Raw genomic sequence first — 12,958 nt, 5'->3', positions numbered from 1 at the left:
CTACGCCGGCGTGCCGACGTAGCCGTCGCCCTCGGCCTCTTTCACGGCATCGAGGTACTCGTGGGCGTCCTCCAGGATGTCGCGAGGGCCGTCCTGCGTGATCGTGTTGAGCGCCTGCTCGTAGTCGCGCCACTGCATGTCGCGGTGTTCCGAGGAGAGCTCCGCGCTCGCCTCGAACGACCGGGCGATGAACAGGTGGACCGTCTTGTGGATGGTGTTCCCGTTGGCCTCGAACACGTAGTCGTACTCCTTGCGGAAGCCGTCGATGAGTCTGAAGTCCTCGATCCCGGCCTCCTCAGTCACTTCTCTGATCGCGGTCTGCTGGAGCTCCTCTTCCCCCTCGACCCCGCCCTTGGGGAACTCCCAGTCCCCGGGTCGGCTCTTCAGGAGCAGGTACTCCCGTTCGCCGCGGGTGTCGCGGAAGAGGATGGCTCCAGCGGACGTCGCTTCGACCGTCATTGCATTCGGGTAAGCGACCTGCTCTTAAATTGGCTTCGGTGACCGGAACCGCGCCGCCGGGTGGTGGGGAGACTCTCACACCCCGCGACCGGCGGTAGATGCGTTTTTCACCCTCGAACACAATCTCGGAGTATGACCTTCGTCACGACCCTCACCTTTCGGAGCGGGGACCGGGCCACGCTCGACGAAACGGTGACCTCACTCAAACAGCAAGTCGAACGCAAAGGTGCCGAGTGTAAGGGCCCCCATCAGGAACAGCCCGAACACCACGCGGTGCCGCTGTACAGCCAGTGCCAGCTCGGGGACCGCTCGGACTCTTGGAACTACACCGTCTACACCCGCTGGCTCGAGATCCACGGCTCGAACCACATCGCCCGCGAGGTCGCCGGCACCGACCTCCCCGACTCGATCCACATCGAGGTCGACGTGGAGCGACGCGCCAGTCAGGCCTACCGCTAACCCCGCCCTCCGCTTTCCCGTCGCGTTCTCTCCGCTTCTCCGTCGCGTTCTCTCCCGTTCGTTACGTGGAACCGGCCCGGTTCAGGCCAGTTCCGCTGTGCCCGTCGAGGAGTAGGCGTCGAACTCGGTCACCCGGATCCTGACCTCGTCGTCGACGGCCACGTCGGCGCCCGGCAGCCGAAGCACCGTGTCGCCGATCCGGACCAGCGCGTCGTCGCCGTCGCGGCCGGTGACGATCACGTCGAGTTCGTCGCCCGCCTCGTAGCGTGGCGTCGCCGTTCGGAAGCCGAGGCCGGCGACGAAGGCGTCGAAGCGGCTCATACGCGACTCACCTCCTCGCTCGACCGGTCGCTAACGTACTCCCTGCCGAAGCCGGTCACCGCGGCGACGATGAACACCGCGACGAGGAACCAGCCGTGGAACACGTACGGGAACACGGCGGCGGGGTTGACCAGCATCTCGACGGTGAACCAGTCGTACTCGGCCGGGAGCGACTGCATCGCCGAGTAGCCCGCGAGCACGCCGCCGCCCCACGGGAAGATGTAGCCGAGCGCCGACGTGTTGGCGTCAAGGATGTTGGCCCGACGGTAGCCGTTGATGTTGAACCGTCGGCCCAGCGTGCGGACGTACGGCGCGATAGCGATCTCGGCGGCGGTGTTGATCGTCACCATCGCGTTGACCAGCGCGGTGCCGAACACCATCGTCACCTCCGCCCGGCGGACGCTCGTCGCCACGGTGTCGAGCAGCCAGGTCTGGAGCGCCTCGAAGCCGCCGCCACGGCGCATGATCTGTGCGCCGGCGACGATCAGCAGCGTCAGGACGATCAGCGGGAAGAAGCCGACGGCGCCGTTGTAGAGGCTGCCGCCGACGCCCGTCTCACCCGCCGGAACCGTCTCGACGACGGCGCCGACGAGCGGCGCGGTGTCGAGGGTCGTGGCGAGGTTCGAGCCCTCGGACGCGGCGAACACCAGCATGTCGCTGACGCCAACGTCGACCCGGCCGAAGTAGCCGAGCAGGACGTTCAACACGAACGCGCTGGCGATCCCCCAGGAGACCGCCTCGACGATGTGGCGGCCCCGGACGGCGGTGACGATGACGATGGTCACCGGGATCAGGTGGAGCAGGCCGAAGACGGCCCCCGATCCGGGGGTGGTCCCGGCGGGCGCGCTCCCGGTCGGCAGCAGCACGCCCGCGGCGAGGTAGGAGACGAACGCGAGTACCGCCGCGACGGCGGCGTACTTGATCCGCGAGGCGACGACGCCGCCGATGTCGGCGTCCTGGGTCACCGCGCTCACGATGGTCGTGTCCGAGACGGGCGCGAGGTTGTCACCGAACACCGCCCCCGAGAGGATGGCCCCGAACAGGAGGATCGGGTTCGTACCGAGCAGGAGCCCTGCCGGGAACACCAGCGTCACGAAGGCGATGGTCGTCCCGTAGCCCGTCCCAATACCCGTCGCGAGCAGCCCCGCGAGCAGGAACGTCACGGCGGGGAACAGCGCCGCCCCGACGTCGGCGGCGTTGGCCGCCCAGACGAGGCCGTCGACGAACCCGCCGGCTTGGATGGTGTTCGCGAACATGCCCGCCCAGAGCCACGCGACGGCGGCGGTAGCGGCGACTTTCTGGGTCATCCCCTCGAAGATCGCGTCGGCGTAGGTCTTCCAGTCCCCGCGGACGAACGGCAGTCCGGCGATCAGCCCGACGAGCATCCCGACGACGAGGCCGGCCGTGTCACCGATCCCGAGCACGCCCGACTGGAAGACGGCCCAGAGGACGAACACCCCGATCGGGATGGTGCTTGCTGCCGGCCCCCCACGGAACCGGAGCGGCGATTCCTCGGTGGTCGTATCGCTCATGGAATTGCTGCGGAGGGGCGGCCTGATAAACGGCCCGTCCTGTCGAAGTGTCGGTTTTCCACCGCCTGTGCGCCGGGCGGCCGCTGCCGACACGCCGAGGTTTAAGCGCCCGCCAGCCCACCGGTCGGCTGTGAACGTAGACGCCGACGCCCTGACAGAGACCCGCCGTGACCTCCACCGCCACCCCGAGCCCGCGTGGTGTGAGTTCTACACGACCGCCCGAATCGTCGAGGAGCTCCGGGCCCGCGACGTGGACGAACTCCACGTCGGCCCGGACGCGCTGGAGGAGAGCGACGAGCCCCGCATGTCGCTTCCCGACCAAGCCACCCGCGACGAATGGAAGGACCGCGCCGTCGACGCCGGCGCCGACGCCGACCTCGTCGAACGCCTCGACGGCGGCAACACCGGCGCCGTCGCCGTCATCGAACAGGGCGAGGGGCCGACCGTCGGCCTCCGCGTCGACATCGACGGCCTCCCGATCCCGGAGAGCGACGAGGAGTCCCACGCCCCCGCCGCGGCGGGCTTCCGCTCGGAGAACGAGGGCTACATGCACGCCTGCGGCCACGACGCCCACGCGACGGTCGGCCTCGGCGTGCTCGACGCCGTGCGCCACAGCGACTTCTCGGGGACGCTCAAAGTCTTCTTCCAGCCCGCAGAGGAGCGCGTCGCCGGCGGCGGCCCGATGTCCCGATCGGGCCACCTCGACGACGTGGACTTCCTCTACGCGGTCCACATCGGCCTCGACCACCCGACCGGCGAGATCGTCACGGGAATGGGCGGGTTCCTCGCCGTTTCGGGCTTCGAAGTCGAGTTCGAGGGATCGCCGGCCCACGCCGGTGCCCACCCCGAGGAGGGCGACAACGCGATTCAGGCGATGGCGGCGGCGATCACGAACATGTACGCGATCCCGCGCCACGCCGACGGCCCCACTCGGGTCAACGCCGGCGTCGTCGAGGGCGGCACCGCCTCGAACATCGTCGCCGCCGAGGCCGCCATGGAGTGTGAGGTCCGCGGCCAGACGACCGAACTGATGGAGTACATGTGGGACGAGACCGGCCGCGTCGTCGACGCCGCCGCCGACATGCACGACGTGAGCGCCGAACGGAGCCTGAACTCCCGAGCCCCCTCCGCGGAGAGCGACGACGAACTCGCAGCGTTGATCGGCGACGCCGCCGGGAGCGTCGAGGGCGTGGACTCCATCGTCGAGCACGACGAACTCGGCGGCAGCGAGGACGCGACCTTCCTGATGAACCGTGTACAAGAGCAGGGCGGGAAGGCCTGCTACGTCGGCCTCGGGACGGACCACCCGGGCGGCCACCACACCTCCGAGTTCGACGTGGACGAGGACTCGCTGACCATCGGCGTCGAGACGCTTGCGGGCGCCATCGAGTCCCTGAGCGAAAGCGAGGACTGACCCTGCGAAAGCCCCCAGCGGTACCGAACCGGTAAACGCCCTTTTGGCCGCTCGGATGCGTTCAGTCCGACGAAACGACTGCTCTGTATCCGGCGACCGAGCGACCGCAGCAAAAAGTCGTGGTCTAGTACTTCGGATCGGCGCCCGTCCGCTCGTAGACGCGCTCCATGATCGAGTCGCGCTGGTCCTGCCAGCGCGGCAGCGCCGACGGCCGATCGGGGTAGGACTCGTAGTGGCTCAGCAGTTCCTCCGCCAGGTTGCGGACCTGATAGATCTCCCAAAGCTGGTCGAGGTGGCCGATCGCCCCACGGAGCGTCTGGAGTGCGGTTCGCGGACCGATCGAGGCCTTCCCGGAGTAGAGCGCCTCGGCGATCGGTTCGCCCGGCAGCGAGGCGAGCATCGACGTGAGTTCGTCGACCTCGACGGCCGTCGAGAGCACGTTGTACACGTCGAGTGCGGCGTAGCGCGCGCCGAAGTGCTCCATCACGCGCTCGTTGTAGCGCCAGAGTTCCTCGCCGGCGCGACCGCCCGAGATGGCCGCGATGGCCTCCTCGGCGGCGTACTGGCCGGAGTAGGCGGCACCGGCGATCCCGCCGCCGGTGGTGGGGTTGACGAGGCCGGCGGCGTCGCCAACGGCGACCATCCCCGGCGCCGTCGCCGAGTCGTACGGTCGGCGGGTCGGGAGTGCGGCGCCGAGTTTGTCGACGACCTCCGCGCCCTCGAACTCGGCGCGGTTCTGCATGTCCTTCCGGAGGTCCTGAACCAGCTTCATCGGCTCCTCGGTCATCTGGAAGCCGAGGCCGACGTTGATCGTCGTCGGTGTGCGCGGGAAGTACCAGAGGTAGCCCGAGGCGCGGTCGGTCGGCTTGAACACGAGCGCGTCGTCCCAGTCGACGGGCTCGGGTACCTCGACGATCTCGCGGTAGGCAGAGCAGAACTGCGAGTAGGAGACGTTCGTGTCGAAGGTCGCCCCGGAGAGGTCCGCGTTGTCCTGGATCACCGAGAGCGCCCCGGCGGCGTCGATGGTGATCTCGGCGTGGAACTCCTCGACCTCGCCCTTGCGCTTGCCTCGAACGCCCTGTACGCGCCCCGAGGCGTCCTGCAGCACGTCCGTGACGACGGTGTCGTAGTGGAACTCCGCGCCGGCGGCCTCGGTGGCCTCGATGATCTTGCGACCGAACTCCCAGCGGTCGATGACCGCGAGTTCGCCGGGCACGGGGATGTTCAGGACCGTGTCCTCCGAGGGGATCTCGAAGCGGCCGTGGTCGACGGCGGTGTTGGTGAAAGAGGACTCGATCTTCGATTTGGGGATCGCGTCCGGGAACGTGTCGGCCCCCTTCAGCGCGTCGCCGCAGGCGATGTGGCCCGCCTCCTCGGCGTCCTTCCGCTCGACGACCGCCACGTCGAGGCCCTCGCGGGCCGCCGTCGCGGCCGCGTAGCAACCCGAGGTGCCGGAACCGACGACGACGATGTCGTACTCGTGGGTACTCATTTGGGAACCCTCGGGTGGGAGGGTGCAAAACTCTTTATCACGAAGGCGGGGGGGCGCTGCGCCTTCGAAAAAACGCCGTCCGGATCGCCCGGTCAGTCCTCGTCGGCCTCGTAGTGCTCACCGGCGGCGTCGGGCGTGCGGGTCCGACCGACCAGCGCGAGCACGAGGATGACGGTGACGTACGGCACCGTCTGCATCAGCGAGTCCGGCACGGCGTAGTCCAACTGCTGCAGGCGGAACTGCAGCGCGTCGAGCGACGCGAACAGCAGCGACGCGCCGAACGCGCCGAAGGGGTTGTAGTTGCCGAACAGCATCGCCGTGATGCCGATCCAGCCACGGCCGTCGATCATCGTCGACCCGCTGCCGACGAAGCTCCCGACGCGGCCCAGCGAGAGGCCCGCGCCGCCGATCCCCGAGAAGACCCCGGAGAGCAGGACGGCGGCGTAGCGGACCCGGCGCACGTCGACGCCGGCGGTGTCGAGCGCCTTCGGGTTCTCCCCGCTTGCCCGCACCCAGTAGCCAAAGGAGGTGTGGGCGAGCGTGTACCACGAGAGCGGCGTCGCCAGCAGGAGGAAGTAGACGATGGGTTCGGCGTCGAACAGCACCGAGCCGACCACCGGTAGCTCCGAGAGCACCGGCGTCGTCCACGTCCCGAGGGTGTCGACGCCCGGGGAGTTCACCGCGCCCCAGATGACGTTGCTGGCAAAGGGCGCCGCGCCGAGCGCGATCAGCCAGACCGCCAGCCCGGCGATCACCTGATCGGCGCGGTACTCGATGGTGACCACCGCGAACAGCAGCGCGAAGCCGGTACTGACGAGCACGGCGGCGTAGAACGCCAGCCACGTCGCCGCCAGCGTCGGCCCCGCGAGCACGACGGTGAGTCCGGCGAGGACGGCCGTCGCCAGCAGGCCGCCGCCGCCACGGACCGCGATCTCCGAGCGATCGTCGCCGAGCAGGCCGAGGGCAGCGCCGGCGATTACGAGCAGCAGCGCGAGCAGCAGCAGCAGGATCACGCCCGCGCCGACGGCGACCGGCCCGTCGCCGGTCAGCCAGTGGGCAACGGCGACGCCGGTAAACGCCGAGACGATCAGCAGCCCCTCCAGCCCGATGTTGATGACGCCGCTGCGTTCGGCGAAGATGCCCCCGAGCGCGGCGAACGCGATGGGGACCGAGAGCCGCAGCGCGGAGGCGGCGTAGCTGGCGTCGAGGACCGCCGCGAACTCGCCGACGGCGGTCCCGGGGAACAGCCGGCCGACGACCAGCAGCACACCCAGACCGAGCGCGGCCACCGCGAACAGCGCGAAGCGGACGAGGGACCTCATTGGCCCTCCCCCATGTTCCAGCGAACCCCGAGTGTCCGGAAGAACTCCGGCATGGCGACCAGCAGGATCACCAGGCCCCGGATCACTCCGACGAGCTGTCTGGGCACGCCCAGTTGGAAGTCGATAGAGAGGCTCCCGGCCTGCATCGAACCGAACAGCGGTCCGGCGAACAGCACCCCGAGTGGGTTGTTGCTCGCGAGCACCGAGACGGTGATGCCGTCGAAGCCGAGCGCGGGGACGCCGTTGACCCAGCGGCCGACGGACATCAACACCCACACCGCCCCGCCGAGGCCGCCGATGGCCCCCGACAGGGTCATGCTGGTGACGATCATCCGCTTGGCGTCGACGCCGGCGTAGTCGGCGGCTTCGGGCTGAATCCCCGCCGTCCGGAGGTCGTAGCCGAACGCCGTTCCCCAGAGCAGGTAGGTGGTCGCCAGCACGAGCGCGACCGCCAGCACGAGCGCGATCTCCGGGCCGAACCGGGCCGCCGCGGGCACGTCACGCGTCTCGACACTGCCCGATCCGGGCTTCTGGAAGTACGCCGAGACCAGGAAGAACGCCACGTCGCTGGCGATGAAGTTGAGCATGATCGTCGTGATGACCTCGTTCGCGTCGGCGTAGGCTTTCAGCGCGCCCGGGATGGCGGCGTAGAGCCCGCCGACGATGGATCCGGCGAGCATGGCGGTGACGGCGATCAGCACGCCGCCGACCGGGCCTGCCGGCGCGGCGGGTCCGACCCGCACCGCCACCAGCGCGGCCGCGAGTGCGCCCAGCACGAGCTGTCCCTGCGTCCCGATGTTGAACAGCCCCGCGCGGAACGAGACGGCGACGGCCAGCCCCGTCAGCAGCAACAGCGCGGAGTTCTTCAGCGTCTCCTGCAGGATGAACGGGTCCGACAGCGGCGCGAGGAACAGGTAGCGGTACACCGCGAGGGGGTTGTAACAGAACACCCCGACGGCCGGCGACTCACACGCCGCGAACACGCCGGCGACCAGCGTCACGACCCCGCCGAGGAGGATCGCGGTCACCAGCGCGGCGACGCTGACGAGCAGGCGTTCACCGGCGGAAGCGTCGACGAGCCGGTCGATCACGCCCTCGATCGGTTTCGGGAGCCAGTCGGGACTCATTGGTCACCCCCGGCGCGGGTCACAGCCCGTGGCACGTCCGGCGGCCGTTCGCCGGCCATCAACAGGCCCAACTGCTCCTCGGTGACGGTCTCGGGGTCGACGACGTCCACCAGTTCCCCGTCGTGCATCACGCCGAGTCGGTCCGAGAGGCTCCGGACCTCGTCGAGCTTCGAGGAGACCAACAGCACCGCGGTCCCCGCCTGCCGGAGGGCGAGTAGTCGCTCGTGGATGAACTCCACGCTGCCCACGTCGACGCCGCGTGTCGGGTGGGAGGCGATGACGGCCTCGGGGTCGCGGGCGAACTCCCGACCGACGATGAACTTCTGTTGGTTCCCGCCCGAGAGCGATTCCGCCGACGCTTCCGTGTCGGCGGGACGGACGTCGTACTCCTCGATGATCTCCTCGGCGTGGGCCTCGGCGTCGTCCCACCGGATGCGTCCTGCGGACCCGAACTGTGGGTCGCGCTGACTGCCAAGCAGGCCGTTCTCGGTGAGGTCGTAGCTCATCACCAGCCCGCGGGCTTGGCGGTCCTCCGGGATGAACGCCATCCCGTCGTCGATGCGCTGGCGCCGCGGGGCGTCGGTCACGTCCGCGTCGCCGAGATACACCCGGCCGGCGGCGGGGGCTCGAAGCCCCGTGAGAGCGTCGACGAGCTCCGACTGCCCGTTGCCGTCGACGCCGGCGATCCCGAACACCTCGCCCTCGGCGACCTGGAGGTCGACGCCGTCGACGGCGCTGACCCCGCGGTCGTCCTCGACGACGAGGTCACGCGCCGCGAGCCCGATCGAGCCGACCTCGACGGGCGGTTTGTCGGTGTCGAACAGCACCTCGCGGCCGACCATCATCTCCGCGAGTTCGGTGTCGGTCACGTCGTCGGTCTCGACGGACCCGACGTTCTTCCCGTCCCGGAGGACGGTCACCTCGTCTGCGGCGGTGGTCACCTCGCTCAGCTTGTGGCTGATGAAGATGATCGTCTTGCCGGCGTCGGTCAGTTCCTCGAACACGCCGAACAGTTCCTCGACCTCCTGTGGGGTGAGAACCGCGGTCGGCTCGTCCAGGATCAGCACGTCGGCCCCCCGGTAGAGGGCCTTCAGGATCTCGATCCGCTGCTGTTCGCCGACCGAGAGGTCCTCGACGGTCGCCGTCGGGTCGACGTCGAAGCCGTAGCGGTCGGCGAGCGCCGCGACCTCCTCGCGGGCGCGCTGGCGGTCGACGGCGAGGCCGCCCCACTTCCGGGGCTCGTTGCCGAGGACGACGTTCTGGGTCACGGTCATCGGCTCCACGAGCATGAAGTGCTGGTGGATCATGCCGACACCGGCGTCTATCGCGTCCCGGGGTGAGTCGAACGCCCGCTCCTCGCCGTCGATGACGACGGTGCCGGCGGTGGGCTGGTAGAGGCCGTAGAGGACGTTCATCAACGTCGTCTTGCCGGCCCCGTTCTCGCCGAGGAGGGCGTGGACGCTCCCGCGTTCGACGGTAAGGTCCACCTCGTCGTTGGCGATGACGCCCGGGAATCGTTTGGTGATCCGTCTCAGGTCGACCGCTGGCGCGCTCATCTAGTGATAGTGGGTTGGAGGGTGGTTCGTCCCGGCGGGGCCGGGAGCGGCGGCCACGGCGGGCGGCTCAGTTCTCGGGCTCGGTCGGCACGTCGATGTCGCCGTTCTGGATGGCTTCCTGCGAGGAGGCCAGCGCGTCGGTCACCTCGCTCGGGAGTTCACCCTCGTACTCGGTGCCGATGACCGCCTCGACGCCGTCCTTCTCGAGGCCGAGGGCGATGTTGGAACCGCCCTGGAACTCGTCGTTGACGACGTCCTGGGTCGCGTTGAACACGGCGGTGTCGACGTGCTTGACCATGCTGGCCACGATGGCGTGGCTCGCGTCGCTCGTGAGCGACTGGTCGCTGTCGACGCCGATGGCGAGGCGGCCGCGCTCCGCGGCCGCGCTGAAGACTCCGCCGCCGGTCGCACCCGCGGCGTGGTAGACGATGTCGGCCCCGGCGTCGTACATCGAGCCCGCGATCTCCTGGCCACGGCCCGGGTCGTTCCACGAGCCGGCGTAGGCGCTTCGGACCTCGATATCCGAGTCGGCGTGGTTGACACCCGCGATGAAGCCGGCCTCGAACTTCCTGATCAGGGGGTTCTCCTTCCCGCCGACGAAGCCGACCGTCTTGGCCTCGGGGTCGGTGGAGAACGTCTTGTCGCTCCCGCTGTAGCTCCCCTCGTGGCTGAACTCCCGCGTGCTGAGCAGACCGGCCAAGTGGCCGACCTGGAACGATCCCTCGTGTTCGCGGAACGTGTAGGACGCGACGTTGTCCGCGTCGAGCGTGGAGTCGACCAGCATGAAGTTCTGGTCGGGGTACTCGGAGGCGTTGGTCTGGAGCGCGCTCAGCTGGGCGAAGCCGATACAGGCGACCAGGTCGTAGTCGGGGCTCGTCGAACTCGCGAACTGGCTCTGAAGCGTCCCGAACTCGCTCTGTTCGGTGGGTTCGGTGTTCGAAAAGGAGATGTCCAGTTCGGATTCCGCGCGCTGGATCCCCGAGTGAGCCATGTCGTTGAACGCCTCGTCGCCGAGGCCGCCCAGTGCGTACACCATTCCGACGTTGGCCGCGGCACTGCTGCCGCCCTCGCCACCGCCGAGACAGCCAGTCAGCCCGGTCAGTGCTGCGCCGGTTGCGCCGCCGATGAACGTCCGCCGGTCGATGTGCTCGCGCATCGTTGTGGGTTTCTCTCCATGAGCCAAGCTTAAGCCCGTCGCTTCGGGGAGGGGGGAACGGCCAGTTGACAGGATATTCTCCGTCAGAACCCCGTTTCGGACGGAACGGGAAAGAACGACGACACTATCGAGAGTGGACGATGCACGAACGTGTCTATCCGTGGGCGGATCCCTTCCGGGTTTCGGCAGATGTCCGGTCCTTCTCGCCCGCGTGAGCCGTGCCGGCGCCGGACAGGTCGGTCCAGTAGTCACGCTCGCGTCTCGCGCGCGCAAGTCACGAATTAGCGTGGTACAGGGCCCCAATCAACAGCCTTCGACCGGCGGCAGCTACCCTTCCCACTCCTCGTACTCGCCGTAGATCCCCTTCGAGAGGTAGCGCTCGCTGGAGTCGGGGAACACCGTCACGACGGCGTCGTAGGGGGCGTCGATCTCGCCGTCGGCGATCCCTCGGGCGACCTTCTTGGCGGCCACCGCGTTGGCGCCGGCGCTGGAGGCGACGAGGTGGGCTTCCTCGGCGGCGAGGCGCTGGACTTCGGCGTGGGAGTCCTCGTCGGGAACCGCGTGGACTGCGTCCACCAGTTCCGGGTCGAACAGTTCGTTGGTCGAGGTGTCGTGGGTGCCGATCCCCTCGGTCTTGTACTCGCCCTCCTCGCGGTCCTCGCCGACGAGGGTGCCGTAGAGCGAGCCCTCGGGTTCGACGGCGACGACGTGGGTGTCGGGGTGCTGTTCGCGGCCGTAGCGGGCCATCCCCATCAGCGTGCCCGCGGTGCCACAGCCGGCGACCAGCGCCCCGACCTCGCCGTCGAGGGCGTCGTAGATCTCCGGGGCGGTCGTCTCGTAGTGGGCCTCGGCGTTGAGCGGGTTCGAGAACTGCTGGGGGACGGCAGCGTTGTCGAGTTCCTCCGCGAGTTCGTGGGCGCGCTCGATGGCGCGGGGCATCCCGTCCTCGCTGGGCGTGTTGATCACCTCGGCCCCCAGCGCGCGCATCAGCGTCTGTTTCTCGACGGAGAAGCGCTCGGGGACGACGAACACCGCGTTCAGGTCCAGTTGTCCCGCGGCGACGGCGATGCCGATGCCGGTGTTGCCGGCGGTCGGCTCGATCACCGTCCCGCCCGGCGCCACGTCGCCCCGCTCCAACATGCCTTCGAGCATGTACTTCCCGATGCGGTCTTTGATGCTCGCGCCGGGGTTGAACGACTCGAGTTTGGCGTACACCGGGACCGCGTCGGGACCGTCGTGGACGCGGACCAACGGCGTCTCGCCGATGGCGTCGAGAACCGAGTCGAGAGGTTCCCGATGAGTTGTCATACTCGAACCTCGGGGGTGGTGTTTGTGTAGCTTACCATCTCGCCGAAGGGGTCCGCCGTCGGTCGGTCGTCGAGAAATTGCGGCGTGTCGGCACCCCAAATCAGGCCGAACGAACCGACGGCCACCCCGCCGTGAATTCGGTCGTCACAGAACCACGACTGTCCGCCGTGGGTTCAGTCCCCGCCGGTCGCTGCCTCCTCCTCGGTGCCCTCATCAGCGCCCTCATCGGCGCCGTTCTCGGCCTCGTTGATGTGGACCTCGGCGGCGACGGCCTCCACGTCGATGTCGTGTTTCTCCGCGATGGCGTCGAGGACGGCGCGCTGTTCGGCCAGTTCCTCCTCGACGGTGCCGACGCGGGAGTTCGTCTCCTCGACGCTCTGTTGGGTCTCCTCGACCTCCTCGCGGAGTTCGTTCATCCGCTTGTACACCTTTTCGGCTTTCTCCGCGACAGTCTGCAACTTCTGTGCGGTGCTTCCGAGTCCAACCATGCCGGGGAGATGGGGGCGGGGGTTTGTGTCCCTTCCGGTGGCAGGGGTCGGATACCGTCGTTAGCGAACCGACATCAGGTACGCCGCGGTGAAGATGAGCACCGCCCCGGTTGCGACGTTGATCGGGGTGTAGGCGACGCTCCCGACGTAGTCCAGCCCCCAAACGATGGTCGCGGCGAACAGCGTCGACAGCACGGCGTTCAGCCCGTGGACCACCAGCGGGTTCCCGGGTGAGTGCTCCGTCGCGGCGTCGAACCCCTCCCGGCCAGCCGGTTCGGTGTCGTCGTCGCTCATACCGGGGCGCGGGGACGCTACCACTTAGCT

At 68.8% G+C, this 12,958-nt stretch carries 13 protein-coding genes; 2 read left to right on the top strand and 11 right to left on the bottom strand.

Annotation, left to right across the window (positions count from 1 at the left end; all coding sequences use genetic code 11):
• Complete coding sequence (locus tag NO998_RS08055) at nucleotides 1–459, bottom strand: bis(5'-nucleosyl)-tetraphosphatase (RefSeq protein ID WP_267646594.1); 459 nt, start codon at nucleotides 457–459, stop codon at nucleotides 1–3.
• A 132-nt stretch (nucleotides 460–591) separates the two neighbouring features.
• Here NO998_RS08055 and NO998_RS08050 point away from each other — a divergent pair, with 132 nt between their 5' ends.
• Nucleotides 592–918, top strand: coding sequence for an uS10/mL48 family ribosomal protein (locus tag NO998_RS08050; RefSeq protein ID WP_267646593.1), 327 nt, complete (start codon nucleotides 592–594; stop codon nucleotides 916–918).
• Nucleotides 919–999: 81 nt separating this feature from the next.
• Here NO998_RS08050 and NO998_RS08045 read toward each other — a convergent pair whose 3' ends face one another.
• On the bottom strand, nucleotides 1,000–1,239 hold the full coding sequence (locus tag NO998_RS08045) for a DUF7513 family protein (RefSeq protein ID WP_267646592.1): 240 nt from the start codon (nucleotides 1,237–1,239) through the stop codon (nucleotides 1,000–1,002).
• Nucleotides 1,236–2,771 (bottom strand): Na+/H+ antiporter NhaC family protein, encoded by a 1,536-nt coding sequence (locus NO998_RS08040; RefSeq protein WP_267646591.1) that lies wholly within the window; start codon nucleotides 2,769–2,771, stop codon nucleotides 1,236–1,238. The genes NO998_RS08045 and NO998_RS08040 overlap by 4 nt, the downstream gene beginning before the upstream one ends.
• A gap of 130 nt (nucleotides 2,772–2,901) precedes the next feature.
• On the opposite strand from NO998_RS08040, the gene NO998_RS08035 reads away from it, so the two are divergent.
• Nucleotides 2,902–4,185 carry an amidohydrolase gene (locus tag NO998_RS08035; protein ID WP_267646590.1) on the top strand — a complete coding sequence of 428 codons (1,284 nt, stop codon included), beginning with the start codon at nucleotides 2,902–2,904 and terminating at the stop codon, nucleotides 4,183–4,185.
• Between the two features lie 124 nt (nucleotides 4,186–4,309).
• Here NO998_RS08035 and NO998_RS08030 read toward each other — a convergent pair whose 3' ends face one another.
• The 8 genes from NO998_RS08030 to NO998_RS07995 form a co-directional block, all read right to left on the bottom strand.
• Nucleotides 4,310–5,677 carry a geranylgeranyl reductase family protein gene (locus tag NO998_RS08030; RefSeq protein WP_267646589.1) on the bottom strand — a complete coding sequence of 456 codons (1,368 nt, stop codon included), beginning with the start codon at nucleotides 5,675–5,677 and terminating at the stop codon, nucleotides 4,310–4,312.
• A gap of 92 nt (nucleotides 5,678–5,769) precedes the next feature.
• A complete protein-coding gene (locus tag NO998_RS08025) occupies nucleotides 5,770–6,999 on the bottom strand; it encodes an ABC transporter permease (protein WP_267646588.1) in 1,230 nt (409 codons plus the stop codon).
• The gene (locus NO998_RS08020; protein WP_267646587.1) at nucleotides 6,996–8,126 is read right to left on the bottom strand and encodes an ABC transporter permease; all 1,131 of its coding nucleotides are present in this window, start codon (nucleotides 8,124–8,126) and stop codon (nucleotides 6,996–6,998) included. Before NO998_RS08020 ends, NO998_RS08025 begins: the two co-directional genes overlap by 4 nt.
• Nucleotides 8,123–9,682, bottom strand: coding sequence for an ABC transporter ATP-binding protein (locus NO998_RS08015; RefSeq protein ID WP_267646586.1), 1,560 nt, complete (start codon nucleotides 9,680–9,682; stop codon nucleotides 8,123–8,125). Before NO998_RS08015 ends, NO998_RS08020 begins: the two co-directional genes overlap by 4 nt.
• Nucleotides 9,683–9,749: 67 nt before the next feature.
• Entirely contained in the window at nucleotides 9,750–10,826 is a 1,077-nt protein-coding gene (locus NO998_RS08010) for a BMP family lipoprotein (RefSeq protein WP_267647200.1), read from the bottom strand.
• Nucleotides 10,827–11,165: 339 nt separating this feature from the next.
• Nucleotides 11,166–12,146: a PLP-dependent cysteine synthase family protein gene (locus NO998_RS08005; RefSeq protein WP_267646585.1), complete on the bottom strand. Its 981-nt coding sequence runs from the start codon at nucleotides 12,144–12,146 to the stop codon at nucleotides 11,166–11,168.
• Nucleotides 12,147–12,319: 173 nt separating this feature from the next.
• On the bottom strand, nucleotides 12,320–12,634 hold the full coding sequence (locus NO998_RS08000; protein WP_267646584.1) for a DUF5798 family protein: 315 nt from the start codon (nucleotides 12,632–12,634) through the stop codon (nucleotides 12,320–12,322).
• Between the two features lie 60 nt (nucleotides 12,635–12,694).
• Nucleotides 12,695–12,928, bottom strand: coding sequence for a DUF8107 family protein (locus NO998_RS07995; protein ID WP_267646583.1), 234 nt, complete (start codon nucleotides 12,926–12,928; stop codon nucleotides 12,695–12,697).
• Between the last annotated feature and the right edge of the window lie 30 nt (nucleotides 12,929–12,958).

The organism is Halolamina litorea, assembly GCF_026616205.1.
GTDB lineage: Archaea > Halobacteriota > Halobacteria > Halobacteriales > Haloferacaceae > Halolamina > Halolamina litorea.
The sequence above is the reverse complement of the archived record's forward strand: the minus strand, read 5'-3'. Positions and strand labels throughout refer to the sequence as shown.